Source organism: Bradyrhizobium sp. MV1.5 (assembly GCF_055807615.1).
Genome location: NZ_JBVVPL010000002.1, coordinates 52,652 through 77,501 on the forward strand (window position 1 = coordinate 52,652; position 24,850 = coordinate 77,501).

30 protein-coding genes are annotated in these 24,850 nt (G+C 63.9%); 8 read left to right on the forward strand and 22 right to left on the reverse strand.

What is annotated here, in order from left to right:
- Positions 1–14: 14 nt before the first annotated feature.
- Genes AC0L2J_RS02285 through AC0L2J_RS02295 form a run of 3 tightly spaced genes read right to left on the reverse strand, consistent with a single transcriptional unit; the run spans position 15 to position 4,087 of the window.
- Positions 15–1,826: an FAD-dependent monooxygenase gene (locus tag AC0L2J_RS02285; protein ID WP_007609505.1), complete on the reverse strand. Its 1,812-nt coding sequence runs from the start codon at positions 1,824–1,826 to the stop codon at positions 15–17.
- Positions 1,827–1,871: 45 nt separating this feature from the next.
- Positions 1,872–2,822 carry a 3-carboxyethylcatechol 2,3-dioxygenase gene (locus AC0L2J_RS02290; RefSeq protein ID WP_473257057.1) on the reverse strand — a complete coding sequence of 317 codons (951 nt, stop codon included), beginning with the start codon at positions 2,820–2,822 and terminating at the stop codon, positions 1,872–1,874.
- A 47-nt stretch (positions 2,823–2,869) separates the two neighbouring features.
- Positions 2,870–4,087: an ABC transporter substrate-binding protein gene (locus AC0L2J_RS02295; protein ID WP_473250715.1), complete on the reverse strand. Its 1,218-nt coding sequence runs from the start codon at positions 4,085–4,087 to the stop codon at positions 2,870–2,872.
- 114 nt (positions 4,088–4,201) lie between these two features.
- Here AC0L2J_RS02295 and AC0L2J_RS02300 point away from each other — a divergent pair, with 114 nt between their 5' ends.
- Positions 4,202–4,987, forward strand: a complete 786-nt coding sequence (locus AC0L2J_RS02300; RefSeq protein WP_473250716.1) for an IclR family transcriptional regulator domain-containing protein — start codon at positions 4,202–4,204, stop codon at positions 4,985–4,987.
- A gap of 176 nt (positions 4,988–5,163) precedes the next feature.
- Here the strand turns inward: AC0L2J_RS02300 and AC0L2J_RS02305 are convergent, their stop codons facing one another.
- The 7 genes from AC0L2J_RS02305 to AC0L2J_RS02335 form a co-directional block, all read right to left on the reverse strand.
- The gene (locus tag AC0L2J_RS02305) at positions 5,164–5,868 is read right to left on the reverse strand and encodes a GrlR family regulatory protein (RefSeq protein WP_473386949.1); all 705 of its coding nucleotides are present in this window, start codon (positions 5,866–5,868) and stop codon (positions 5,164–5,166) included.
- A gap of 284 nt (positions 5,869–6,152) precedes the next feature.
- Complete coding sequence (locus AC0L2J_RS02310; RefSeq protein WP_007591825.1) at positions 6,153–6,302, reverse strand: hypothetical protein; 150 nt, start codon at positions 6,300–6,302, stop codon at positions 6,153–6,155.
- A 56-nt stretch (positions 6,303–6,358) separates the two neighbouring features.
- Positions 6,359–6,826 carry a hypothetical protein gene (locus AC0L2J_RS02315; RefSeq protein ID WP_473386953.1) on the reverse strand — a complete coding sequence of 156 codons (468 nt, stop codon included), beginning with the start codon at positions 6,824–6,826 and terminating at the stop codon, positions 6,359–6,361.
- A 228-nt stretch (positions 6,827–7,054) separates the two neighbouring features.
- Positions 7,055–7,876: a tetratricopeptide repeat protein gene (locus tag AC0L2J_RS02320; protein WP_473250721.1), complete on the reverse strand. Its 822-nt coding sequence runs from the start codon at positions 7,874–7,876 to the stop codon at positions 7,055–7,057.
- Between the two features lie 32 nt (positions 7,877–7,908).
- Complete coding sequence (locus AC0L2J_RS02325) at positions 7,909–8,592, reverse strand: substrate-binding domain-containing protein (RefSeq protein ID WP_473386955.1); 684 nt, start codon at positions 8,590–8,592, stop codon at positions 7,909–7,911.
- An 18-nt stretch (positions 8,593–8,610) separates the two neighbouring features.
- The gene (locus AC0L2J_RS02330; RefSeq protein WP_473386957.1) at positions 8,611–9,312 is read right to left on the reverse strand and encodes a GrlR family regulatory protein; all 702 of its coding nucleotides are present in this window, start codon (positions 9,310–9,312) and stop codon (positions 8,611–8,613) included.
- Positions 9,313–9,505: 193 nt separating this feature from the next.
- Positions 9,506–10,540 (reverse strand): glutamine synthetase beta-grasp domain-containing protein, encoded by a 1,035-nt coding sequence (locus AC0L2J_RS02335; protein ID WP_063992653.1) that lies wholly within the window; start codon positions 10,538–10,540, stop codon positions 9,506–9,508.
- Between the two features lie 541 nt (positions 10,541–11,081).
- Here AC0L2J_RS02335 and AC0L2J_RS02340 point away from each other — a divergent pair.
- A complete protein-coding gene (locus AC0L2J_RS02340; protein WP_371261365.1) occupies positions 11,082–11,282 on the forward strand; it encodes a DUF2735 domain-containing protein in 201 nt (66 codons plus the stop codon).
- 114 nt (positions 11,283–11,396) lie between these two features.
- On the opposite strand, the gene AC0L2J_RS02345 is transcribed toward AC0L2J_RS02340, so the two are convergent.
- The gene (locus tag AC0L2J_RS02345; protein ID WP_473257066.1) at positions 11,397–11,708 is read right to left on the reverse strand and encodes an MliC family protein; all 312 of its coding nucleotides are present in this window, start codon (positions 11,706–11,708) and stop codon (positions 11,397–11,399) included.
- Positions 11,709–11,778: 70 nt separating this feature from the next.
- Between AC0L2J_RS02345 and AC0L2J_RS02350 the strand changes: the two genes are divergently transcribed.
- Positions 11,779–12,567, forward strand: a complete 789-nt coding sequence (locus tag AC0L2J_RS02350) for a tyrosine-protein phosphatase (protein ID WP_473386959.1) — start codon at positions 11,779–11,781, stop codon at positions 12,565–12,567.
- Here the strand turns inward: AC0L2J_RS02350 and AC0L2J_RS02355 are convergent.
- Positions 12,557–13,300 carry an SGNH/GDSL hydrolase family protein gene (locus AC0L2J_RS02355; protein ID WP_473386960.1) on the reverse strand — a complete coding sequence of 248 codons (744 nt, stop codon included), beginning with the start codon at positions 13,298–13,300 and terminating at the stop codon, positions 12,557–12,559. The genes AC0L2J_RS02350 and AC0L2J_RS02355 overlap by 11 nt on opposite strands.
- 117 nt (positions 13,301–13,417) lie before the next feature.
- Here AC0L2J_RS02355 and AC0L2J_RS02360 point away from each other — a divergent pair, with 117 nt between their 5' ends.
- Positions 13,418–14,098, forward strand: coding sequence for an SDR family oxidoreductase (locus tag AC0L2J_RS02360; RefSeq protein ID WP_473386963.1), 681 nt, complete (start codon positions 13,418–13,420; stop codon positions 14,096–14,098).
- On the opposite strand, the gene AC0L2J_RS02365 is transcribed toward AC0L2J_RS02360, so the two are convergent.
- On the reverse strand, positions 14,099–14,446 hold the full coding sequence (locus AC0L2J_RS02365; RefSeq protein WP_473250727.1) for a hypothetical protein: 348 nt from the start codon (positions 14,444–14,446) through the stop codon (positions 14,099–14,101).
- 138 nt (positions 14,447–14,584) lie between these two features.
- Between AC0L2J_RS02365 and AC0L2J_RS02370 the strand changes: the two genes are divergently transcribed.
- Complete coding sequence (locus AC0L2J_RS02370) at positions 14,585–15,271, forward strand: DUF2161 domain-containing phosphodiesterase (protein WP_063992659.1); 687 nt, start codon at positions 14,585–14,587, stop codon at positions 15,269–15,271.
- 95 nt (positions 15,272–15,366) lie between these two features.
- Complete coding sequence (locus tag AC0L2J_RS02375; protein WP_007591844.1) at positions 15,367–15,672, forward strand: hypothetical protein; 306 nt, start codon at positions 15,367–15,369, stop codon at positions 15,670–15,672.
- Between the two features lie 80 nt (positions 15,673–15,752).
- Here AC0L2J_RS02375 and AC0L2J_RS02380 read toward each other — a convergent pair whose 3' ends face one another.
- The 7 genes from AC0L2J_RS02380 to AC0L2J_RS02410 all read right to left on the reverse strand — a co-directional run bounded on the left by AC0L2J_RS02380 (position 15,753) and on the right by AC0L2J_RS02410 (position 22,219).
- Positions 15,753–16,382, reverse strand: a complete 630-nt coding sequence (locus AC0L2J_RS02380) for a GNAT family N-acetyltransferase (RefSeq protein WP_063992660.1) — start codon at positions 16,380–16,382, stop codon at positions 15,753–15,755.
- 150 nt (positions 16,383–16,532) lie between these two features.
- Positions 16,533–16,934, reverse strand: a complete 402-nt coding sequence (locus AC0L2J_RS02385) for a PaaI family thioesterase (RefSeq protein WP_473386965.1) — start codon at positions 16,932–16,934, stop codon at positions 16,533–16,535.
- A gap of 82 nt (positions 16,935–17,016) precedes the next feature.
- Complete coding sequence (gene kynU, locus AC0L2J_RS02390) at positions 17,017–18,219, reverse strand: kynureninase (protein WP_473386967.1); 1,203 nt, start codon at positions 18,217–18,219, stop codon at positions 17,017–17,019.
- An 8-nt stretch (positions 18,220–18,227) separates the two neighbouring features.
- The gene (gene kynA / locus AC0L2J_RS02395; protein WP_473250730.1) at positions 18,228–19,067 is read right to left on the reverse strand and encodes a tryptophan 2,3-dioxygenase; all 840 of its coding nucleotides are present in this window, start codon (positions 19,065–19,067) and stop codon (positions 18,228–18,230) included.
- 32 nt (positions 19,068–19,099) lie between these two features.
- A complete protein-coding gene (locus AC0L2J_RS02400) occupies positions 19,100–19,909 on the reverse strand; it encodes an alpha/beta hydrolase (protein ID WP_473386969.1) in 810 nt (269 codons plus the stop codon).
- A gap of 253 nt (positions 19,910–20,162) precedes the next feature.
- Complete coding sequence (locus tag AC0L2J_RS02405; protein ID WP_473386971.1) at positions 20,163–21,440, reverse strand: ArgE/DapE family deacylase; 1,278 nt, start codon at positions 21,438–21,440, stop codon at positions 20,163–20,165.
- Between the two features lie 53 nt (positions 21,441–21,493).
- The gene (locus AC0L2J_RS02410) at positions 21,494–22,219 is read right to left on the reverse strand and encodes a pyridoxamine 5'-phosphate oxidase family protein (protein ID WP_007609451.1); all 726 of its coding nucleotides are present in this window, start codon (positions 22,217–22,219) and stop codon (positions 21,494–21,496) included.
- Positions 22,220–22,293: 74 nt separating this feature from the next.
- On the opposite strand from AC0L2J_RS02410, the gene pdxR reads away from it, so the two are divergent.
- Both pdxR and AC0L2J_RS02420 read left to right on the forward strand, forming a co-directional pair.
- On the forward strand, positions 22,294–23,781 hold the full coding sequence (gene pdxR / locus AC0L2J_RS02415) for a MocR-like pyridoxine biosynthesis transcription factor PdxR (protein WP_473386974.1): 1,488 nt from the start codon (positions 22,294–22,296) through the stop codon (positions 23,779–23,781).
- Between the two features lie 51 nt (positions 23,782–23,832).
- Positions 23,833–24,081: a DUF6719 family protein gene (locus AC0L2J_RS02420; protein ID WP_007609447.1), complete on the forward strand. Its 249-nt coding sequence runs from the start codon at positions 23,833–23,835 to the stop codon at positions 24,079–24,081.
- Positions 24,082–24,084: 3 nt separating this feature from the next.
- Here the strand turns inward: AC0L2J_RS02420 and AC0L2J_RS02425 are convergent, their stop codons facing one another.
- Both AC0L2J_RS02425 and AC0L2J_RS02430 read right to left on the reverse strand, forming a co-directional pair.
- Entirely contained in the window at positions 24,085–24,447 is a 363-nt protein-coding gene (locus AC0L2J_RS02425) for a hypothetical protein (RefSeq protein ID WP_456764619.1), read from the reverse strand.
- Between the two features lie 35 nt (positions 24,448–24,482).
- Positions 24,483–24,647: a hypothetical protein gene (locus AC0L2J_RS02430; RefSeq protein WP_167552240.1), complete on the reverse strand. Its 165-nt coding sequence runs from the start codon at positions 24,645–24,647 to the stop codon at positions 24,483–24,485.
- Positions 24,648–24,850: the final 203 nt, after the last annotated feature.

Here is a 24,850-nt window from a genome sequence, read left to right on the forward strand (position 1 = left end):
CGTTGGTTTGTGTGTCAGGCGAAGAGCGGGGTGCCGCTGGGCTTTGATGGCGGCTGCGGCTTCTCGCGCGGTATCGCCGAAAGGTCCGAAACATCGAGGACTCTCCGTATCGCAGCGCTCAGCCGGTCCACGGCTTCTCCGGGGTCCGAAGTCCCCTCCATGTCGCGCCAGGCGACCACACCATCGGGGCGAACAAGAAGAACTCCAGCTTCCTCGATCTCGCGAATGCGCTGCCACTCGCAATAGAGGTCCTGCGCTTCGGGCGAGCCCGTCACGACGACCCGGAGAAACGGGAGGTCAAGGCGCAGTGCCGCTTCCTTCCATGCGACGCCGGCGAGGCCCGTCACGACGGTAAAGAGGCCCTTACCCGTCACGTCGAGGGTCGACACCCGCAAGCCGTCGCGATCGACGAGCCACGCATGCGGGATCTTGGCACCCGGGCGCGACGTCGGCTGATTGTAGAGGCCGCGATCTCGCCGCCATTGCTCGGGCTCGCCGCCGACGTCGGGAATCACGGCCGAGGATTGGTACCGCTGGTTCATCTCGGTACCCTGGGCATTGAATTCCGTCTGCTTGAGATCAAGCGCGGCCTGCGCCGCCTTCCGGGCCGCGACGCCATCCGGACCCGGATCGCGAAAACGCGCGATGCCGGCGGCGACCGGATTCTCGGCGCCCGGCACGCGGAAGCATGCGTTCAGCGGGGCATAGTCGAGCCGGGACTGGTTGGCGCGCAGTACGATCTGCTTTCCAACCGGCGCCCGCTCCTGCGAGTAGCTTTCCAGAAGCTTCGGACCGGCCCAACCCTTCACGGCGTACGCAAGCTTCCAACCGAGGTTGTGACTGTCCTGTACGCATGTGTTGTTGCCGAGCCCGCTCGACGGCGGATGCCGGTGGACCGCGTCGCCGCCGCAGAGCACCCTACCCTTCGAATACTGGGTCACGTAGGCCTGGTTGACGTACCAGATCGAGGTTCTCACGATGTCGATGTCGACCGAAGGGTCGCCGATCAGCACCTTGATCTTCGGAATGATCGCTTCCGGCGCGAGGTCCGGCTCGCCCTTGCTGATATCGAAGCCCCAACCGGCGATCCACTGCGTCCACGGATGCACCGCCCGCAGCAGCCCCATGCCAATCTCCCCGAAGCTCGCGTCCGGAGTGACGATCCAGTTCAGGATGCTCGGCCGATGTTTGCTGTACCTGGACAGATCTGCGTTGAAGATGGTGTAGACGGTGCCGGCGCGCGCCATCTGGCCTTCGATCGGAAGCCCGAGATGGTCGACCACCATGGATCGAGCGCCGTCGGCGCCGACCATGTAGCGTGCGCGAATGGTGTACTCACGCCCATCCAGGCGATCTCGCAGCGTCGCCGTTACGCCGTCCGCATCCTGCTCATGACGGACATACTCGGTGTTGAATGCGAAGGTCGCACCCTTCTCGGCCGCCTTCTGGAACAGGATGGGCTCGAGCAGCGGTTGGATGATATCGACCATTCCGCACGGACTGGCACGCAGGTAATCGCCGCGGCGATCGTCGCCAGTTCCCCACGTCCGCATCCGGATCAACTCGGAGCCGGCCAGGCTAGTCGTGAAGGTCGTGTCGCCCATCAGTTCCCAGGGGCTCGCGTACCGCGCCACGTCGTCCGCAATCCCGAGATCGCGGAAGACCTCGTTGGCCCGCTGGTTCGTGATGTGGGCTCGCGGACTGTCGGCCATCCAGTTGCCGCGTGACACGATGTGACTGCGAACGCCGCAATTCGCGAGCGCCAGAGCGGTCGTCGAGCCCGTTGGCCCGGCGCCGATGATGAGCACGTCTGTTTCGTATGCCATTTGCCTGCTCCGCGATGCTTCCGCATTCGCGCGGTGTTTTCGTGATCAGTGAGCGCCGTCAGCCTGTTTGGCCGCCATCATCGCCATGCCGGCAATCCAGCCCGGAATGGCCTCGTAGAATTCCTGCTCCATCTTGAAGCGGCCGCCGGTCGAGAAGGCGCCGAAGGCGGCGACCCATGCGAGCACCTCGTTGGCACCGCGTCCCGCAACTTCGCGGACCTTGTCGGTGTCGAGCGCGTCGGCACGCCAGATCTGGCCGCTGCGCAGGATCTCCATGAACTGCGCATCCCAATCCGGATTGAGCGGCTGGCACGGCCCCTCTCCCGCTTCTGCGAGAACGCCCGCCTCGAGCACCCGCTTCTCGCGGGCTTCCTTGGCTTCCGCGGTCGGATTTCGCCCATTGATCAGCCGCTCCCGGATCTCCGGCGGCGCGTCCTTGATCGATGGCAGCGGCGGATCGTGCGAGAGGCCCCCCGACGCGGCAAACAAGACTCGCTTGCCGGAACGCGCAGCGAACCGCCCTACCGATTCACCGATTTGCCGGGCACGGCGGTAGGTCGGAACGGGCGGCGCAGCGGCGTTGACGAAGATCGGCAGGATCGGGATCGACTTGAAGTCACCGAGCATCGCCTCCCACAACTGGACGAAGCCGTGATCGACCGGCATGCGATACGAAACCGCCACGTCGAAATCCTCGGCTCGCACATGGTCGATGAGCTCGAGCGCCGTCTTCTCCGGAACATCCAGCGGTCCCGTCCCGCCTCCCCAGTCGCCCAGGGAGACTGCGCCGGCACCGACACAGAACGAGGGCATCAGGTCGTAGAAGAAGCCGTTGAAGTGATCGGGAGCGAACTGGATGATGTAGTCGGGTGCGAACTCCTTCACGAAGGTCCCGAGCCGTCCAAACGCGGTTCGGACGCGTTGCTCGGTTTCGTTGCTGGCCGGTCCCTTGTACATCAGAGGCGTGTGAGAAGCGCAGACGATGGCGACTGACATGTTCGGATTCCTTGCGCCGAGTTGGATGGTCGATCGATGGCTGGCGGCTACTTCTTCACCAGCGGGCACGGACTTTCGGATAGCGGGCGGTTGACGGACTCCCCGGGCAGCGTCTGAATGACGTTGTAGAGATCCCAGGCACCCTTGTTTTCACCGGGCTTCTTGACCCGGAGCAGGTACATGTCGTGGATCATCTTGCGGTCGGCACGGATGTAGCCGTCGGCCGCGAAGAAGTCGTGCACGTGTTCCTTCTCCATCTGCTTCATGACCGTCGGGGCGTCGTCGGTACCCGTGGCCTTGACGGCCTTCAGGTAGTGCGCGACCGAGGAGTAGACGCCCGCGTGGAATCCGGTCGGCATGATCTTGGCTTTGGCGAAGAAGCGTTCGGCCCAGGCACGCGTTTCGGGCGTCCGGTCCCAGTAGAACGGCGACACTTCGTAGGCATCGTGCGCGATCTTCTGACCTACCGCGTAGACGTCCGTCAGCACCGATTGAAGCGGAACGATCTTGGCCGTTGAGCTCAGACCGAATTCGTCCGCCTGCTTCAGCGCGGTCACCGTATCGCCGCTCGACGCCGCGATCGCGATCACGTTGGCGCCGGCATTGGACGCGGTGAGCAGGAACGAAGCGAAGTCGGACGTGTTCGGCGGGAACACCGAGTTGCCGACCACCTGCCCGCCATTGAGCTTGACTTGCTCAGACGTATCGCGCGTCAGAGCATTGCCGTACGCCTGATCGACTGTGAGGAAGTACCATTTCGTTCCACCGGCCTCGACCACGGACTTGGCGGCGCCTTTCGCGAGATTGTAGGTGTCAACCGTCCACTGGACCGTTAGCGGCGAGCAGGCCTTGCCGTTGAAGTCCGAGGAGGTCGAACCGGACAACAGCATGATTTTGCTCTTCTGCGCCGCCATGTTCTGCACGGCGAAGCCGATCGGGGATCCCTGCATGTCGGCGATCGCGTCCACGCCTTCGACGTCGAACCAGCGTCCGGCGATCTGCGATCCGACGTCCGGCTTGCCCTGGTGGTCGGCCGAGATCACCTCGACGTTGAGGCCGGCGCCGAAGTCCTCGGCGGCCATTTCAGCCGCGATCACCGAACCCTTGCCGTTCGCCATGGCCGTGGGGCCGGCGATGTCAGTCAGGACACCGACCTTGACCTTGCCTCCGCTGAGATTCGGGGGGCCGCCGGCGGTCTGCGCCGCGACCGGCGCCGCGAGAGCCAAGCACACGGCCGCAGACAAATAAAAGCTTGAATGAACCATCGTTTCCTCCCGTCGCCGCCCTTTTGGGCGTGCCGGGATGGATTGCCGCCGATTGAACTAGGATTCCATCTGAGTCTATGAAATGTTCGCACTGCGAACACGTCTGGAGGGATCATGCACCGCAGCGTAAGGGCACTTTCCCGTGGCTTGGCGCTGATCAACGAGCTCAATGCAAGCGGCCCATCCAACGTCGTACAACTCGCAAAGCGGACAGGACTCAACCGTACCACCTGCTATCGTCTGCTCGATACGCTGCGCGAAGATGGCTACGTGATCTTTGACGAGACGAATGCCTTGTTCGGCTTGACGTCCCAAGTACGCACCTTGAGCGAAGGCGTGTCTTCACGGGATCTATCGAGCCAGGCGGCACTGCCCGCGATGTTCGGCCTACTGGATGGCGTCTCCTGGCCAAGCGACTTCGGAGTGTTCGAACTCGGGTCGGTACTTATTCGGGAAAGCACACATCCCTTCAGTCCGTTCTCCGTTCATCGGTCCATGGTCGGACGGAGGAGATCCTTGGTGCGCAGCGCGCTTGGGAAAGCCATCTTGGCTGCCTCCGCGCCTGCTCTGCGACGAGAAATGCTGGACCTCACCGCATCACTCGTCGAGGAGGACGCGGCTTTGGCGAAGGACCGTCGCTTCATCGAGGACATTCTCTCACAGACGAAAAAGGACGGTTACGCCTCGTCCGTCGGTGGATCGGAGGCGGGCATCAGCGCGATCGCGCTGGCCATTCCGGGGGGCGGCCCCGTCCTCGGCAGCCTGAATCTGATTTTCTTCTCGTCGTCGATGACGCCGGAGGTGGCCGCCAAAAAGTATCTGCCCAACATGCGGGCGGCGGTGAAGGAAATCGAGCGGCGGTGGTCCGCGGCAAACAAGGCGCGCGGAAGAGTCTCTTGACGCGGCCCCCAACGTGTTGCGCGCGAATGAAAAGGTGAGCCCTTGTCCCAAACGCCACTTCGAGGAGTGGCGAAGGATCTGCGGCCCGCGAGCGTCAAAACCACAGGAACCAATGTTCATGGCCGTGTTTCGCGCGTGAAAAGCAGATACTTGCAAGCTTATGTGTACCCGCACCTTCACGCCCGCCGCATCAGCTTGAGCGAGGCCGCCAGCCGCAGGCTGCGCTTGCCAGCGAGCGCAATGCCTTCGAGCTCGCCGCTGTCTTCTGTGCAAGTCCCGGAGAAGCCGATCCCGACCTCATAGCCGCCGAACACGGGGTTCTCGCCTTTCGCCGGCGTGTGCTCCTGGTTGAGCATCTCGCCCTTCCAGCGGCCGTCGGCTGAGGAATAGGAGCCGAGGTAGTAGAAGAAAGCATCGCCGCCGAGGATGCGGCCGTCCATCAGCAGCATGACGCCGGAGAGTCCGGCATCGACGCCGTCGAGCGCGCGCAGATGAATTGCATAGAGCCCGTTCACGACCCCGCCCGGCCCGATCGTCCCCTGCGGCGGCAACCCCTCGTCATCGAGCCGCGTGAGATTGGCCCAGAAACCGGCGCCCGGCATCGTGTCCGCGCTGCCCGCGAGGCGGATCTGGTTGCCGACGAGCCGCCCGCGCGCGCCGATCGAGGCGACGTCAGCCCCCATCAGCGGCTTGTAGTTGGGATCGTCGTTGTGCCGTTCGGTGATGACTTCGGCGATGATCTCGCCGTCGCGCTCGACATAGCTTCCGAGATGCGCGAAGGCCGAATTGCCGCCCAGCAGCTTGCCGTCATGCATGCACATGATGCTGCGGCCGAAGGCATCGTTGACGCCGTATTCAACCTTGTAGAGCCCGTCCAGCAACGCAATTGACCCGGAATATCAGAAGGAAAGCACGTGCTACCTAGCACCGCCATCGCATCAAGGCCATCGGGCTTTTTCGCGCAGGGCCATTCGCGAAGCCAAACCTGCCATGACGCCATCATGCGCCTGTTTTGCCCGACGGCGCAAGCGATTTCGGCAATTCCGGAGAGATGAAGATTTGGACGCCATTTGCAGTGCTGTGATTTCAAACACTTGGCTACTGTGCATGGGGTTGTTTTTGAGCTTTTTGTTTTGGCCGGGTCGCGAACGGCCTTCCTCACGCGCTAGTGACGCTTGAAATACTGCACCTCGCGCTCATGCTTCTCGGCCGCCGCGCGGCTCCTGAACGTGCCGAGGTTGCGGCGCTTGCCGGTCTTGGGATTCACCTTGCGCGAATAGAGCCGATATTCGCCGGATGCGAGCTTGCGGATCATGGTTGCGCCTCCTGTCAGGTTTCGCACTCAACCCGCTCCGCGCAAGGTCCGTTCCCTCAAGGCCTTGTGGTTGGCGCGAACTGCTGATTGGCGAACGGTTTCTGGTCCAAGGGAACCTTCATGACGACGAAGCTGCGCTTCAGCGACCGGTGGCACGCGTTGCAGCCTTCGGTCAGCTCGCCCAGCCCTTTTGCGAATTTGGGGCTGTCCTTCGCATCGATGGCGTCGGACATCGATTGCAGCGACGGCTCCAGCGTCGTGACATTGCCGACGGGAATGCCGGAGTAGAATACGGCGGCTTCGATCAGGCTCGCCTTGAGCTGGCGCAGCTCGTAGGCGGCGAGCTCCCAGTTCTGCGCCTTGCCGGCCATCCAGAGCTTCTGGTGGCGCGTCTGCGCGGCGCCCATGATGTCACCGAGACGGGGCACGTACTGGTCCGCGGACGGCGATTTGAGATCCTGCGCCGCCACGGCACTCGCCGCTCCCAAGCCGGCCAACGCCAGCATCCAGCCTCGAACTCTCATCGCAAATCTCCATGCCTTTGGAGACGGAGTGTAGGCCGGCACGGGTCTCGGCGGCCTTGCGCTCGATCAAGGCCCACGTCGAACCCGCTGTGGAATGCCTGCGGCCGCGCAGCATGCGGATTCCCTGGAGACGACCTATCGCGACGCCCGCAAGAACTTCGCCTACTACGTAGCGGTTTTCCGAAAAGGTCATGCTCACAAATAAATCTAAAGCGCGTTCATCGCGCTTTAGAAGCACAGCGTGGTGACCAGCTTGCCCTGCTTGTCCTTGATCGCATAGGGACAGCGCAGCCGCTCCAGCGCCTGCTTGGCATCCGCATCGCCGAGCGCTGCGGCGCGCTCGTAATAGGATTTCGCGGCGTCCTTGTCCTTTGGCCCGCCGCGGCCTTCCTGCGCGAAGGCGCCCATCCGCTCCAGCGCGCCGGGATGGTTTTGCGCCGCCGCCTTCTCGAACAGCGCGCGCGCCGCGGCGTCGTCCTTCGAACCGCCCGTGCCTTCGGAAAGCATCACGCCGAGCTGGTATTGCGCCTCCGCATTGGTCTCGGCGGCCTTGCCGAGCAAAGCGCGCGCCTGTGCGGGATCGGCCGGCGCGGCACCGCCGCTGTCGCCGAGCGCGGCGAGATTGCTGATGCCGCGGGGATTGCCGGCCTGCGCCGCCTTCTCGAACAATTTGCGCGCCTGCGCTTCATCCCTGGCGACGCCGGAGCCGGTGCCGTAGGCTACACCGAGCTCGACCATTGCCGCACTCGATCCCTTGTCGGCGGCCTTGCGCCAGGCAGCCATCGCTTCCGCCGTCTGCCGATTGGCCGCATAGGCGCGGCCGAGCGCGAACATCGCGCGCCGCGACGACGGCGCGGCCTGCTTGCAGAACTTGATGGCGGTCGCAACGTCGGAGGCCGCAATCTCCGTCACGCCCCTCATATCGGCCGGCTTGTCGGGATCGCTGGGATCGGCGGCGACCCGATCGCACAGGACGAGATCGGCCGATTGCGCATGCGCCGACAACGGCACCGCAAGCGTGAGAAGGATGGCAACGAGGAAAGTCCGCATGGACGCCAAGTTGCGTCGTCGCTCCGGAAAATTCAAGGCTCGAGTCCCGATTGGCGCAGCACGGGGACGACCTCGGGTGATGCCAGATAGCGCAGCAGCCGGTCGGCGGCGTCGGCGTGCTCGGCGTTTGCCATCCGGCCGGCGGCGAACACGGAAGGCGTTTGCAGATCGTGCGGGATCGGGCCGACCACCTCGATGCCTTCGACCTGCTTCAGTTCGCTGATCTGCTGCACGGCGAGGTCAGCCTCGCCGCTCACGAGCCGCTCTGCGGTAAAGCCCTGCTCGACGATGGTGGCTTTGGCGTTGATCTCTGCCGCGATCCCCAGCCGCGCGATCAACCGGGCGAAATAGACCCCGCTCGCGCCCAGCCGCGAATAGGCCACGGACCGCACCGCCAGCAGCGTGTTGCGTAGCGCGGATGCGGTGGCGATGTCGGGATGTGCTTGCCCTGCCCGCACCGCGATACCGACGAAGGAGCGCGCCAGATCGGCTGCGTTCGCTGCGACGACACGGCCCTCGCCGATCATCTCATCGAGCCCTTCGCGGGTGAGGATCACGAGATCGGCGGCCTCGCCGTCGCGCAACCGTTTGAGCAACGCCAGGGTCGGCGCGAAATCGGCATCGATGTGGACGCCGCTGGCGGTCTCGTACGCGGAGGACAGGCTGCGCATCGCGCCCATCAGGCCGAGCGTCGAAAGCATGCGAATTGTTTGCATCAGCGATTCCCGTGGCGATCAGGCGCGGTGCATCAGCTTGAGGGCGGCGGTTAGGCGCAGGCTACGCTTGCCGGCGAGCGCCGTTGCCTCCAGCACCGCCTGCTCGGCGTCATAAGTGCCGGAGAAGCCAATGCCGACCTCGTGGCCGCCGAAGATCGGATCGTCCTTGGCCGGCGTGTGCTCCTGGTTGAGGATCTGGCCCTTCCAGCGCCCGTTGGCGGCGGTGTAGCTGCCGAGATAATAGAACGATGCATCGCCGCCGAGGATGCGGCCCTTGTTGAGCAGCATCACGCCGGTGAGACTGCCGTCGACGCCATCGAGCATGCGCAGATGCACGGAGTAGAGCCCGTCAGCGATGCCGGCCTCGCCGACGCCGCCGGCGATCGGCATCTCGTCTTCGGTGATCGGCGTCATCAACGACTGAAAGGGTACGCCGGGCAGCTCCTTGAGCTCGCCCTTGAAGCGATAGAGATCGCCGTCGGCCCAGCCCTTGGCGAGCAGGGTCGCATCGTCCGTGCCCGCCATGGCGCGATAGGTCGGATCGGGGTTGTGGCGGACCGTGTGGATCACGATATCGACGCCGCCTTCGGTCTTGGCGTAGGTGCCAATATGGGCGAAGGCCGAATTGCCGCCGAGCATCTTGCCGTTGCCGGCATGCATCACGCTTCGGCCGACGGCGTCGCCGAGCTGAAATCTCACCTTGTAGAAGCCTTCAAACACCAGCCGTCCCCGGCCCTGCGCGCACCCAGGCGCACTCTATCTCGCTTTCGGCGGCGATGGACAAGTTTCCCGCCATGATGTCCGAGGAGTCTCCGCAACGTTGTCACCAGAATGAAAAATCCGCCGAAGCCTTTCGGCTTCGGCGGATCGAAGTCCAACCCGGGCCAGCCCCCCAGCCCGGGCCGGGAGGATCTTAGGCGGCGGCCTTCTTGTCGGCCGGCACGGAGGCGATCGTCTTCAGGATCTGCGAAGCGATCTGGTATGGGTCGCCCTGCGAGTTCGGACGACGGTCTTCCAGATAGCCCTTGTAACCGTTGTTGACGAAGGAGTGCGGCACGCGGATCGAAGCACCGCGATCGGCAATGCCGTAGCTGAACTTGTTCCAGGGCGCGGTCTCGTGCTTGCCGGTCAGACGCTTGTCGTTGTCCGGGCCGTAGACGGCGATGTGGTCCATCAGGTTCTTGTCGAAGGCCGCCATCAGCGCCTCGAAGTACTCCTTGCCGCCGACCGTACGCATGTACTCGGTCGAGAAGTTGGCGTGCATGCCGGAGCCGTTCCAGTCGGTGTCGCCGAGCGGCTTGCAGTGGAACTCGATGTCGATGCCGTACTTCTCGGTCAGGCGGAGCATCAGGTAGCGGGCCATCCACATTTCGTCAGCGGCCTTCTTGGAGCCTTTGCCGAAGATCTGGAATTCCCACTGGCCCTTCGCGACTTCCGCGTTAATGCCTTCATGGTTGATGCCGGCGGCCAGGCAGAGGTCGAGATGCTCTTCGACGATCTTGCGGGCGACGTCGCCGACGTTCGAGAAGCCGACGCCGGTGTAGTACGGACCCTGGGGCGCCGGATAGCCGGAGGCCGGGAAGCCGAGCGGACGGCCGTCCTTGTAGAAGAAGTATTCCTGCTCGAAGCCGAACCAGGCGCCGGCATCGTCGAGGATGGTGGCGCGCTTGTTGGTCGAGTGCGGGGTCTTGCCGTCGGGCATCATGACTTCGCACATCACGAGCACGCCGTTGGTGCGGGCGCCATCCGGGAACACCGCGACCGGCTTCAGCACGCAATCGGAGCTGTGGCCTTCAGCCTGCTGGGTGGAGGAGCCATCGAAGCCCCAGAGCGGAAGCTGCTCGAGCGTCGGGAACGACGCGAATTCCTTGATCTGAGTTTTGCCGCGCAAGTTCGGAGTCGGCGTATATCCGTCGAGCCAGATGTACTCGAGCTTATACTTGGTCATTGAGCCTCTCTGTAGATGATGCGAAAGGTGGGGGCCGCAGGCCCCCGCACGATTGTTTACCCGGCCAACATCGGCCGACCCTTTCCAAGCATTTAACGTGCCAAAAGGCCGCAGCGCGGGAGGTTTTCCACCGCGGCCGGCCTCCTGTCCCGTCCGGCGGATCGTCGACTGCGCCGTGCGTCATAGCGGCGCACCTTTGCGTGAAGCTGCACCGCAAAAATTCCGCGGAAAACGCCCGATTCTGGAGCAGGCAGGCCCGGGCCTGAGGTTGCCGACTAAACGCGCATCAACGTCCGGCAATATTCGCCAAGTCTGTGCCCCGTCGACCGCAACCTTCGCAATGGCCCACGCGTTAGCCACCCGACCGCTGCCTTGGAGGAAGCAGAATGCACCCTGCCTACAAAATAGGCCAATGCTGATTTCCTTTTCGGCACTTTGCATTTGGGAATGCACGGCCGATATGGGGATTCCAGTAACCACAAGCCAACGAGTCGGGCGCACCATGGAGGCCAGCGCTGCGATCTCGGGAGATACCGCAATGATGAACAATGGACTGAGTCACGGATCTGCACAGATCTACCAATTCCCTGTCGGGGGCCGCTCCGCTCTCGGGGGGCGCCGCAACGGTGAGACCCGCCTTCCCGCCAACCATGCCTCGCTCCCCGTGAACGAGACGATTTGCAGCGGCAGCTGGTACCATCAGGAAGCAGTCGATGAAGCCAAGCCGAAATGGGATCGCTGATGCCTGCGTTCGGTTCAATACCGCCGCGCCCTCTCAAGCGTCCGGCGTCAGTTTGAAAAAGGGTCGAAACAACGAAGTTTCGGCCCTTTTTGATTTTTGTGGAAATGCCGCCGTTCAGATCCCCGCGCAGGCCGTGACCGGCCGCTTCAGATGCTTGACCGTGGTGCTGCCGGTCTTGCCGATCACAAGCGTGATGCCCGCCCCCGAATAGCGGGCGCCGGAGACCGTCAGCCGCTTCGCAAGCGTGACAGGCTCCCCGTCGATCTGGAGGAAGGCGCGCTTGTCGGCGTCGTAAAACCCAACGATGAACTGCGTACCATCGGCGCAGTGGTAGGTCCGGAACGTCTGCGCATCGGCCTGCCGCGCTCCGATCACTCCGCCCGCCAGCATGGCGACCGTCAAAAGAATGGCCTTGTGCCGGCCCATGATCGCCCCCTGTAATAGATTCAAGGACGCCCGTTGTGCGTCCAATGGAACCATAACCCAAACTGATCTCATGCAAGACAAGTCCCTGCAAGACTCCTCCGGACAAGACTCCTCGGTACAGGGCTCCCCTGCCCGCCATCTCGCCCTGCAGGGCGCCAGCAATTTTCGCGACCTCGGCGGCTATCCGACCGCAGATGGCCGGACCACGCGCTGGCGGCACATCTTCCGCTCCAACCATCTCGGCCAGCTCACTGCTGCCGATGTCGAGATCGTCCGCGCGCTGGGTGTGCGCAGCGCCTTCGATTTTCGCGGCGTCGAGGAGCGCGCGGCGGGCGTCTGCGTGATCAACGAGATCGCCGTGCATTCGCTGCCGATCGAGCCGACGGTCGTGGCTGCGCTGCGCGCCGAGCTCGCCAGAGGCAGGCTGACCGGGCCGGTCGCGCTCGAACTCATGCGCGAGTCCTATCGCAACTATGTCCGCCACAACACGGCCAGTTTCCGCAACCTGTTCGGTCATCTCCTGGAGGACCGCGCGCCGCTCGTCATTCACTGCACCGCCGGCAAGGACCGCACCGGCTTTGCCAGCGCGCTGATCCTGCATGCGCTCGGCGTGCCGGATGACGTCATTGCCGAGGACTATCTGCTGACCAACCAGCACTACAAGCGCGACGCGACGGCGGCCACCGATCTGCCCGAGGACGTACGCAATGCCATCGGTAGCGTAGAGGCGTCGTACCTTGCCGCAGCTTTCGAAGCTGTCGGCGCCGAATATGGCGATCTCGAAACCTATTTGCGGGACGGGCTCAAGCTCGGCGCGGCCGAGCGGACGGCGCTCAAGGAACGCTATCTCACGTCGTAATCAGGCACGGGCATCTCTGTGTTGCACCCGTCGCCGTTAGGATCGCCGAACGCAGAGCCCGCGCGACTTGCATGGTGCTCCAGTCGCTCTGGTGCAGCTTCAACTCGTCGTCCGGCGCGAGCAGTTGCTCGAGCGAGGCGTTGTTGTGCTCGTTCCAGTGCCGCATCAGGGCCCAGCGCTGGAACAAATTGACTTTGGCCTCTTGCGCGGCGGCCCGGATCGCCGAGACCATCTTCTCCGAGAGCTTGGCATTGTCGCCGAGCATGGCCGTGACGTATTGCGGGTTGATAAGAATGACATCTGTGGCCGGATGATCGCGCAGGCGGGCCAATCCCTCGGCGATCTTAGCCAACACCTCATCGAAGTCGAATTCGTTGCTGCGAAACACGGCGTTGGTTCCGACCTGCCAGAGCACCAGCGAAGGATTGTCGGCAAAGATGTCATCGTTGAACCGAGCCACTTCTTGCGGCGCCTCTTCGCCGCCCTTGCCACGGTTGAGCACATCTATCCGGATGTCCCGATGGGGATCGTCATCCTTGTAGTGCTTTCTCAAATACAGCTCGAGCCGCGCTGGATATGCAACCACGTTGCCAAGTCCGGCCGTCGAGGACGACCCCATCGCCACGATGCGCACGGGCCCCCTTCCGCCCAATGCTTTCCTGAAGTTCGGCAGCGGATACTGCAAGTCAACGATCGCAGCAGGAAACTCGAGGGTCGGCAAATTGTCGCCCATGAAACAGCCTCGTCCACTATCTGAAGTTGCATCTGTAGCCCAATTTGGAACCGGCCGCCATTGCAAGTCCAATGCGGGCCGCGCAATAGTCCGGCCCATTGATGGACGGAGAGTCTCGTGCAGGGAAAAGTCATTGTGGTGACCGGCGCACTCGGCGCACTTGGAAAAGTCGTCGCCGAGACCGCGCAGTCGCGCGGCGCGCGCGTGGCCGGCATCGACCATGCGCCATCGCAAATCTCCGCGACGCCTGAGCGCATCGAGATCGGCGGCGTCGATTTGTCCGACGCAGCACAAGCAAAGACGGCGGTCGAGGCGGCGGCAAGACACTTTGGCAAGCTCGATGGGCTGATCAACATCGCCGGCGGCTTCGCCTTCGAGACCGTGGGCGACGGCGACATCAAGACATGGCAGCGCATGCATGCGCTCAACCTGCTGACGGCGCTCAACGCCTCGCACGCGGCGCTTCCGCATCTGGCCGCGTCCACGGCCGGCCGCATCGTCAATATCGGCGCCATGGGCGCGCTTCAGGCCGGCTCCGGCATGGGCCCCTATGCGGCGTCGAAAGCCGGCGTCCACCGGCTCACCGAGGCGCTGGCGAGCGAGTGGAAAGGCAAGGTGACCGTGAACGCGGTGCTGCCTTCGATCATCGACACCCAGGCGAACCGCGCCGACATGCCGAAGGCCGACTTCGCCAAATGGGTGACACCGCAGGAGCTCGCCGAAGTCATCCTGTTCCTCGCCAGCGATGCCGCGAGCGGCGTCACCGGCGCGCTGATCCCGGTCGGCGGGCGGGTGTAATCAATCCGGCACCAGGAGCCGGAGATTGCCTTTGAAACGGATGCTCTGTTTGCCGGCGAGCGCGATGCCCTCGCCGTACGCGGTCTCGTCATTATAGGTACCGCTGAAGCCGATGGTCACGACCTTGCGGCCCCACACCGGGCGCTCGTCGAACGAAGGGGAATGTTCCTCGTTGGTCAGCTCGCCCTTCCACTTGCCGTCGGCCGAGGTGTAGCTGCCGTAGGCGAAGAAGAACGAATCCCCTCCCCGCATGCTGCCGTCGCGCATCACCATGACGCCCTGGTTGCCGCCCTGGACGGCATCCAACATTTCGATGCGGATATGATAGAGCCCATTCCTGATGGTCATCTTCGTGAACCGCCCGATTATCCCACCCTCAGGATAGCCGGATCATCTGTTCCCGATCAAATGGCGCAGAGCTCTAAATCCATTCCGGGGCTAAACTGCCGCAGACTGATTCTCGGACGTGACACTCGGAAGCTTCCTTTGGAAACCACGCTCTATCTGCCTGTCAAACGCTTCCTCGAAGAGCTCGGCTTCACGGTCAAGGGCGAGATCGGCGGCTGCGATCTCGTGGGTCTCAGCGCCGGCGATCCGCCGGTGGTGGTGATCGGCGAGCTCAAGCTGACCTTCAATCTCGAGCTGATCCTTCAGGCGGTCGATCGTGCACCGGCCGGCGACGAGGTCTGGATTGCCGCAAAGATGTCAGTGCGCGGCAAGGGTCGTGAGACCGACGCGCGCTATCGCAATCTCTGTCGCCGCCTCGGCTTCGGCATGCTCGGGGTGACCGACCGCGGTCAGGTCGAGGTGCTGGTGAAGCCGCCGACGGCAGCGCCACGCCGCGAGCCGAAGGTCCGTTCGCGCCTCGTCGCAGAGCATCAGCGCCGCCAGGGCGATCCGGTGCTGGGCGGCAGCACGCGCGCGCCGATCATGACGGCCTATCGGCAGCAGGCGCTGGCCTGCGCCTCGGAGCTTGCGGCAGGCCCGCGGAGGGTGAGCGAACTGCGCCAACGCTGTCCCGATGCCGGCAAGATCATGCTTAACAATGTGTATGGCTGGTTCGAACGCACCGAGCGGGGAATCTACGGGCTGACGGAAGCGGGCCACGCGGCGCTGAAACGCTGGCCACAGCAGCGGGTTGCGGATGTTGCCGGTGTCGCGTCACCACCCTGACACCCGACCGGTGCATAGCTGAGATGCCACACCGATTTCATATTGCAATGCAACATAGACGGCACTAGGTATCCCGGCATCGAAACGAGGCCGCTATGAACGCAGACTGGAATACCAAATATGGCACGCGGCGCGTGCGCCACGATCCGCCGACCCTGGACGAGGCGATCTTCGCCGCCGTCGGCATCACCGATGATCAGGAGCAGCAGGCCGAGATCGCCGCAGCCCTGATGGGCATGCCGCTCGATGTCGTCCAGGCCGAGGTCAAGAAACAGGTTCGCACCAACAGCCGCATCACCTCGACCCGCGTGATCGCCGGCGAACAGGGCGCGCAGCGCTCGGTGGTGGTCGAACGCCGTGTCGTGCGCCGCTTCGGCAACGACAAGCGCACCGGCACCTGACAGCCTAGTTCCCTACATCCAATACAAAAGCGGACCGGTTTTGCCGGTCCGCTCTTTTGATTCCAGACGGCTTTTTCAGGTCAGGCGGCGCGATTGCCATAGATGCTGGAGATGATCTTCCAGCAGGTCGAGTTGAAGCTGATGAGAGCGCGGCCGGCCGTGAATGGTGAGGCCGCGAGATCAGCGAGCTCGTCCTCGGGCGCCCTGGCGAGATCGATCGTACCGGTCGATTCGCCATGACGGAATTGCAGATGCGCCCCGAACTTCCTGGCGAGCGCCCGCATCGCGTGATTCTCGGCGCCGGTGGTAATGCGCAGGCGCTTGTAGCCTTTCCAGCGCGCTTCCGCGATCAGGCGGCTGAACAGCACGGTGCCGACGTTCTGGCGCCGCGCCGAGGCTTCCACGCTGAAGGCGACCTCGGGCAGCGAATCGCCCTCGGGCGGATGCAGCTCGGCCGCACCGCGGACCACGCCATCTACGATATAGGCGACGATCACGGTGCCGTCCTCGGCACAGCGGGCGGCGTAACGCTCGATAAAACTGTCGTCGAGAAAACCGTTGAAGCGATCGTGCCGGCTTTCGGCATCGAGCCTCAGCAGATGATCGCGCAAGAGCGGCAATTCTTCCTGCTGGCTCAAGGTGCGCACGTAGCCCTGAACGGACTTCGGGCGGCTGGTTACTTCAAGTCCAAAATCTGCTGCGAGTGACAAGTCAAAACTCCTCTTGGTATCCCTCGAGGAGGCGTTCGAATCCCTAGGCCTCCAATATTGTGCATCGCAACAAACTTTTCAAGACGGGAACCTGCCCAAGTTTCGGGCATTGGAGGCGACTAATTCGTTAACAAAATCAAGCCCCCGTATTCATACGAGGACCAGCTGGGTTTGCGTCACCACGGCGATCAGCTTGCCGTCCTGGGTCTCCAGCCGGGTGGTCCAGACCTGGGTGCGCCGGCCTCTGTGGATTGGGGTAGCGGTCGCGATCACCGTGGTTCCCTCCTTGGCCCCGCCGATGAAGTTGGTCTTGCTCTCGAGCGTGGTCGTGCCCTTGGCGTCCTCCGGCAGATTGATCACGGTGGCCGCCGCGCCGACGGAATCGGCCAGCGCCATCACCGCGCCTCCGTGAATCGTGTGATGAAGCGTGCAGAGATCGGGCCTGACCATCATCCGCGCCACCACGCGATCCTTCCCGGCTTCGACGAACTCGACGCCCTTGAGTTCGGCAAACGGCATCTTCATCGCTTTAAGTTTCTCGAGCGGCGTCATCAGATCTCCTCCCAAATCATTCTGCTCACAGGGTGAATTGCTCCGCGCGGCAAAGCAATGACGGGGAGACAGCCTTCGTATCTCACGTCACCGCATTCACCACCTGATACTCCGGCCGCCGCCAAATCTCGCCCGCGATCACCTCTTCGATGATCTCGGCCGCCCGCATCACCTCGGCCTCGCCGATATACAGCGGCGTGATGCCAAACCTCATGATGTCAGGCGCGCGGAAATCCCCGACGACGCCACGGGCGATGAGGGCCTGCATTGCGGCGTAGCCGCCGCCGAAGGCGAAGGAGACCTGAGAGCCGCGGCGCTCATGCGAGCGCGGCGTAACAAGCTTCAAGGACGGACAGCGGCGTTCCACCTCGGCAATCAGTAGATCGCCAAGCGCCAGCGAGCGGGCCCGGACCTCCGCGATATCAACTTGGTCCCAGATGTCGAGCGAGGCCTCCAGCGCCGCCATTGCCAACACCGGCGGTGTTCCGACGCGCATGCGCTCGACGCCGCCGGCGGCCGCATAGGCAAGCTCGAACGCGAACGGCTTTGCGTGCCCCATCCACCCCGACAAAGCGGCGCGCACGCTGTCGGCGTGGCGCGGCGCGACGTAGAGGAAGGCCGGCGCGCCGGGGCCGGCGTTGACGTATTTGTAGGTGCATCCGGCCGCGAAATCAGCGCCGGTGCCTGCAAGGTCAACCGGCAGCGCGCCGGCCGAATGCGCGAGGTCCCAGACCGTGACGATGCCGAGCGCATGCGCTCTTGCCGTCAGCTTCGCCATGTCGTGGCGCCGTCCGGTGCGGTAATCGACCTCGGTGATATAGAGCACCGCGATCTCCTCCGACAACGAAGCCTCGATCTCGTCCGGCGCCACCAGGCGCAATTGATGGCCACGGCCGAGCGTCGCGATCAGGCCTTCGGCCATGTAGAGATCGGTCGGAAAGTTGCCGGTGTCCGACAGGACGATCTTGCGCGATGCGTTCATGTCGAGCGCGGCGGCGAGCGCCTGATAGACCTTGAGCGACAGCGTATCTCCGACCATGACGGAGCCGGCTTCCGCACCGATCAGTCGCGCGATGCGATCGCCGACATGGCGCGGCTGGGCATACCAGCCCGCCGTATTCCAGGCGCGGATCAATTCATCGCCCCACTCCGCGGTGATGACGCGGCTGACGCGCTCGGCAACGCCAAGCGGCAACGCGCCGAGCGAATTGCCGTCGAGATAGATCACACCGTCCGGCATATGGAATAGCGCTTTGGTGTCGTCGTAGACGCGAAGCTTGGCCATGAAAATCTCTACAGGATCGTGCGCACGCGCCAGAGTTCAGGAAACAGCTCGACCTCCAGCATGCGCTTGAGGTAGCTGACGCCGCCGGTGCCGCCGGTGCCGCGCTTGAAGCCGATGACGCGCTCGACCGTCGTCACATGGTTGAAGCGCCAGCGCCGGAAATAATCCTCGAAATCGACCAGCTTCTCGGCGAGCTCATAGAGCATCCAGTGCGTTTCCGGCGCTTCGTAGACGATACGCCAAGCCTGCAGCACACCTTCATTGAAGCTATGAGTCTCGCGAACATCGCGCGCCAGCACGGCCGCAGGCATCTTGAGCCCGTTGCGGTCGGCGAGCCGCAACACCTCGTCATAGAGGCTCGGCGTTGCAAGCTCGGCTTCGAGCAGCTGCGTGGTTTCCAGATCGTGCGCGTGCGGCTTGAGCATGGCATGGTTGCGATTGCCGAGCAGGAATTCGATGAGCCGGTATTGCCGCGACTGGAAGCCCGAGGACTGGCCAAGCTGCGAGCGGAAGCGCGTATACTCGCTGGGCGTCATGGTGCGCAGCACGTCCCAGGCGCCGTTGAGCTGCTCGAAGATGCGCGACATCCGTGCCAACATCTTCATCGCAGGCTGCACCTCATCCTTTGCGATCGAACGGCGTGCGGCGCTGAGCTCGTGGATGGCGAGCCGCATCCACAGCTCGGTGGTCTGATGCTGGATGATGAACAGCATCTCGTCATGCGCTTCCGACAGCGGATGCTGCGCGCCGAGGATCGCGTCCAGCGCCAGATAGTTGCCATAGGACATCCGCCGGGCGAAATCGGTCTCGGCGCCTTCGCTTGCGGGATCGTATTGGCTGGACGTCATGGCAGGCCCTTTCGATCGATTTTGAGGCCTCGTCAGTCGAGGCCGATCAGGCGCGCGGTAATTGGCGACGAAGGGTCCTTGAGGGCGTCGATCACGGTAAAATGGTTCAGCCCGGGATCGACGACAAGACGCGTCGGCACGTCGAATCCAGTCCAGACATTGGCCATCAGATCGGACTGGCGGATGAATTCGGGCCGCTCGTTGCCCCCGACCCAGGCGGTCACCGGCGAAGCCCCGCGCGGCAGATGCAGCGCCGCGCTTTCCAGCGTCGCCTCCTCCATCGTCATGCGCAGGGTGTCGTTCATCCTGGTCTGGAGCAGTGGACGCAGATCATGCAGGCCGCTGATCGAAAGCGTGCCGGCGACCCGGTTGTAGACGGCGGGCTCCAGCCGGCTGTCGTCGCACAGCATGCGCGTGACGAGATGACCGCCCGCGGAATGGCCGGCGAGCCGGATCGGACCCGCGACGAGCGAGGCCGCCTTGGCGGTCGCTGTGGTGATTTCCGCCGTAATGTCGGAGATGCGCGCGGCCGGCGTCAGCGTGTAGCTTGGCAGTGCCACGGTCCAGCCATGATGACGCGCGCCTTCGGCGAGATCGGTCCATGCCGATTTGTCGAAGCGCATCCAATAGCCGCCGTGGACGAACACGACGAGGCCCTTGCTGTCGCCGTCGGGCAGGACGAGGTCGAGCCGCTGGCGCTCGCCGGTGCCATAGGCGATGTCAGCGCGAAACTCCTTCAGCCCGGCGCGATAAGCCGCCGCCCGCTCCGCCCACAGCGCCGGTATCTTGTCCGAGCCCGGGATATGGGCCGAATTGGCGTAAGCGTCATCCCAATCGCGCATCGTGACTTCCTCGACGGACTCAAGGCCTTGTGGACCTGGCGCCAGTCTGCCACCAGCGCGGGCGGCATCCTAGTCTTTAGTTTAAGCTTAAAGGATTTTGGAACGCCGGTGGATTGGGCAGCCCCCGTCATTGCGAGCGCAGCGACTTGTCCGCCGAAGCTTCAGCGAAGGCGGAAGCAATCCAGTCTGCCTCCGCGGTGGCAGTCTGGATTGCTTCGTCGCAAGGGCTCCTCGCAATGACGGCGGAAGGCCCCTACCCCTTCTCCACCCCGCACCAATTCGCGATGAATAGCGCCATTGCCTTGGTCGTCTTCTTCAGCGAGTCCAGATCGACATATTCATTGAAGCCGTGCATCTCGCCGCCGCTCGCGCCGAAGCAGAGGCTCGGGATGCCGTGATTGAGGCCGTAAAAGCGGGTGTCGGTGAGCGCGGTGAAGACGAGATCTTCGACTGCGCCGCCATAGACGGTGTTGAAGGCCTTGCCGAACGCCGCCTCAGGCGCGACGGCGTCGGTCAGCTCATAGCCTTCCGACAAAAAGCCCGACCATTCGACCTCCGGGGGATTATTGGCGAGGAAGCGGTGGTTGCGCGCGGCAGCCGCAACGCAGGCCATGATCTCCTTCTGGTGATCGGCGATCGACCAGCCCGGCAACACGGCAATCCGGCAATCGACGTCGCACCAGGCCGGCACGCTGGAGGCCCAGTCGCCGCCCTTGATGATGCCGGGGTTGAAGTTGATGGGATGGTTCAGCGTCTTGAAGTGACGATCGGCTTTCGCGCGCTCGTTCCACTCGATCTCGAGTTTTTGCAGCGCCTGGATCAAATGATAGGCCGCCATGATTGCGTTCGCGCCGGAGCCGGCGAAGGCGACATGGGTCGGATGGCCCTTCACGCGTAGGCGGAACCAGATCACGCCCACCTGCGAGCGCACCATCTTGCCGCCGGTCGGCTCTGGGATGAAGCAGGCATCGGCACGATAGCCGCGTTGAAGCGTCGAGAGTGCGCCGACGCCGGTGCTCTCCTCCTCGATCACCGACTGGAAGTGAATCCGCGCCGTCGGCTTGAGGCCCGCGGCCCTGATCGCATCGAGCGCGGAGAGCGCTGCGATGGTGCCGGACTTCATGTCGCACGCACCGCGACCGAACATCTTGCCGTCCTTGATGACGGGCGAGAACGGCGGGGTGTCCCATAGTTCCAACGGCCCGGCTGGTACGACGTCGCAGTGGCCCTGGAGGATCAGCGATTTGCCCGCCTCTGTTTCGGGCCGGTACGTCCCGACCACAGTGCGCGCCTTCGAAAAATCGTGCTCGATGGGTCCGAAGCCGCGCAGATCCTTGAGGTCGTCGACATTGATGTGCCAGTCGTCGACCTCGTAGCCGCGCGCGCGCAGGAGGTCGCCGATCATGTCCTGGCATGGCCCCTCCGCACCGCGGGTCGAGGGGATCGCGACGAAATCGCGGGTGGTCGCGAGCTGGGTTTCGAAGCCGGCATCGACGGCGTCAAGAATCCTCTGCTGCGTTTCGGCATTCATCAGGCAACTCCAATCGGCATTGAGATCATCGATGGAGCGCAAGCTAACCGATTTCAGCCGTTCGGGTACTCTGCAAAATAAGCATCCCGCAATGCATCTTCGAGCAGCCGGCCCTCCGAATAGCCATTCAGTGTCGCCGGCCGGCGCACGCCGTCGAGCAGCCGCGGGCAAGGCTCCGGCGCGCCGAGCACGGTGCGTACCGGGATGCGCTCGGCATAGATCGGCAGCGCATAGTCCTCGTCGTCGTCGGCGACGCCCTTGGCGCGGATTTTCGCGGAGGCCTCCTCGATCTCCATCGCGATAAAGGAGGTGGCCTTGATCTCCTGCGTGTTGCTCGCCCGCAGGCTTGCGGTGCGGTCGGGGAAGAAGCGGTCGACCATCGCGATGACCGCGCGCTCTTTCTCCTCGGGATCGGTGACGAGATAGGCGGTGCCGAATGCCATCACGGCGCGGTAGTCGGCCGAGTGATTGAATCCACAGCGCGCCAGCACCAGACTGTCGAGATGGGCGACCGTCAGGCACACACGCTCGCCCCGGGTCTGGTTGCGCAGCATGCGGCTGGCGCTCGAGCCGTGCCAATACAGCTTGGTCCCTTCGCGCCAGAAAAAGGTCGGCGTGCAATAGGGCTGGCCGTCGATCGCGTAGGAGACGTGGCAGAGCATCGAGGAATCCAGGATGCGATGAACGGTGTCGTGATCGTAGAAGCCGCGGTCGTGACGGCGCTTCACCTGGTTGCGCGCGGATGTCGGATAGGAATTTGGGTTCTCGGTCTGGCTCACGGCCGCTCCTGTCGGATTGCAACACTTCCAGAGCAGTTGTAGCCGTGGATTTGGTCTGCGATAGTGCCAATTCCATGCGAAAAATTCCGACCAATTCCACCCCCTCGCCCGCCAAGGCCGAGCTGCCGCTCGATCTCGCAGGCCCGCACATCACGGCCGGCGCCTCGTCGGCGCACCGGCTGTATCAGGCACTGTGCGAGATGATCGTCGGCGGTCTGGTGAAGCCCGGCGAGCCGCTGCCGCCGTCGCGCACGCTGGCCAAACAAACCGGCTTTCGGCGCAATGCCGTCGTCGCCGCCTATGAGCGGCTGATCGCCGACGGCTTTGCCGACGCCACCGTCGGCTCCGGCACCTTCGTCGCCGCGCGCATCCCCGCGCGCACGGCCGCGCCGAAGCGGCCGAAGATCAGCGTCGAAACGCCGGGGCAAGGCGCGTTTTCGCTCGGCTGCACCCATATCGACGCGCGCGCCGTGCAGCGTTTCCGGGCCTTTGTCGGCCGCCGCATGCGCGCCTTCGGCGCGGAGCATCTGCACTATGGCGATCCCCGCGGCAGCCGCGAGCTGCGTGTGGCGATCGCCGATCATCTGTTGTCGGCGCGGGGCCTGCGCTGCGATCCCGATCAGATCATGCTGACGTCGGGCACGCTGCACGCGCTGCGCATCGTGCTGAGCGCGATCCTGAAGCCCAACGACCAGGTCTGGTGCGAGGACCCAGGTTATCCCGCCGCGCGCAAGACTATCGCGCATTGCGGCTATCGTGCCGTGTCCGTGCCCGTCGACGCGCACGGCATGCGGATCGCCAAAGGCCGCGCGGCGGCGCCGTCCGCGCGCGCAGCCTATGTGACGCCGTCGCACCAGTTTCCGCTGGGTGTGCAGATGTCGATGCCGCGGCGGCTCGAGCTGCTGGACTGGGCCAGGCAGGCCGGCGCCTTCGTGCTGGAAGACGATTACGACAGCGAATTCCGTTACGACGGCGCGCCGCTGATGTCGCTGGCCGGGATCGATCACCTCCAGCGCGTGATCTACATGGGCACGTTCGCCAAGACGCTGTTTCCGGGCCTGCGCATCGGATATTGCGCCCTGCCCGAGCGCTTGATTGCGGATGTCACCGCGGCGCGGGCCGCGCTCGACCGCTTTCCCGGCACGCTGATGGAGGGCGCGGTGGCCGACATGCTCAATTCCGGCGCCTTCGCGGCGAACCTGAAGCGCGTGCGCAAGCTTTACCGCGAGGCGCGCGACGCGCTGGCCGGGACGCTCGAAGCCGCATCCGACGGCGTGCTGTCGGTGCCGGTCCCATCGCAGGGTCTGCATCTTGTCGCCCGGTTCGATCCCTCGGTCGATCCGCTCGTGGCGGCAGAAGCCAAGCAGGCCGCCCGCGCCGAAGGCTGGCTGTTGGCCGACACCTATTCACGCTCACATCCACTGCCCGGCTTCGTGCTGGGATTTTCCGGCCACGCGGTTCCGAAGCTCGTGGCATCCGCCGAGCGGCTCGCGCGGGAATCGCGAGCGGCCTTGCGAGCAAGGCGCAAGCGGCCCGGCGGGCATGACGAACGTTCACTATGAGAATCGGCTACCGCTCCCTACATTGCGGCATCGATGCCGGGAGCTCACACCATGCTGCTACGCCGCGCGACTTGCCTCTCGCTCCTGATCTTCATCGCACTCGCCGCGACGGCGCGCGCAGGCACGGTCGGACGCGAGCAGGACATCGTCGATCTCAAGCTCGGCCAGCGCGTGCAAGTGGACGACGGAACCTGTCCCGCCGGACAAGTCAAGGAAGTGCGCGGCGCCAAGATGACCGACAAGGGCATCGCACGGACCAGCACCTGCGTGTCGCGGTTTGGTCCGAAATCAAAGCGATGAGCGCTACTTCGCCGGATCGAACATGCATTGCAGGGTCGGCTTGGCGATCTTGGTGAAGGTGGGGCCGATTTCGGTCTGCTTTGCGGCCGGCACCCAGTCGGTCTCGATCGTCGGCACCCCGGTCTCGCTGATGCCGCGCAGCAAGGCCTCGCGGAGATCGCGATCCTCGACGACGGCGGCGGCATGATCGTGCAGGCAGCCGCAGACCTCTTCCGGATGCTCCCACCGTCCGAGCATGCGCGGCGCACATTGCCTCACGAACTCGGTACGGGGATCGGGTAATCTGGAGGGAGAGCGCACCTGCGCCTGAACGGCACTGATCGTCAGAAGGGATATGAACGCCGCAGCAAAAGTACGAACAAGCATGATGGCCTTTATCGGCTGATTTTTCTTGTTGACGATCAGAAGCGCGCGGCAACTACGATCGGCTGCGGCGCCGGGGTCATGATCGGCGAGCCGCTGTACTGGAAAGTGCCGATGCCCGGGACATTGCCGTCCGGCGAGCCTGCGAACGAGGAGCCGGCAAGCACGAAACCGAAAGCAAGGATGAGGCTGAGCGTGCGCATGGACTTGTCTCCGAATTCGGTGGCCGGCGTGCGCCGTCGTCGTTGTGATGTTGATAACCATGGGCGGTTTCGCGCGTGATGCGCCACAGCCGGAAAATGGTTTCATCTCCGTGAGAATTGTTTCGTCCCGCTCGCGGCGACGACACATTCGACGGAAAATCTCAATCATTTCAGATGGGTCGTGCGGCAGCCCAATGTGGCCT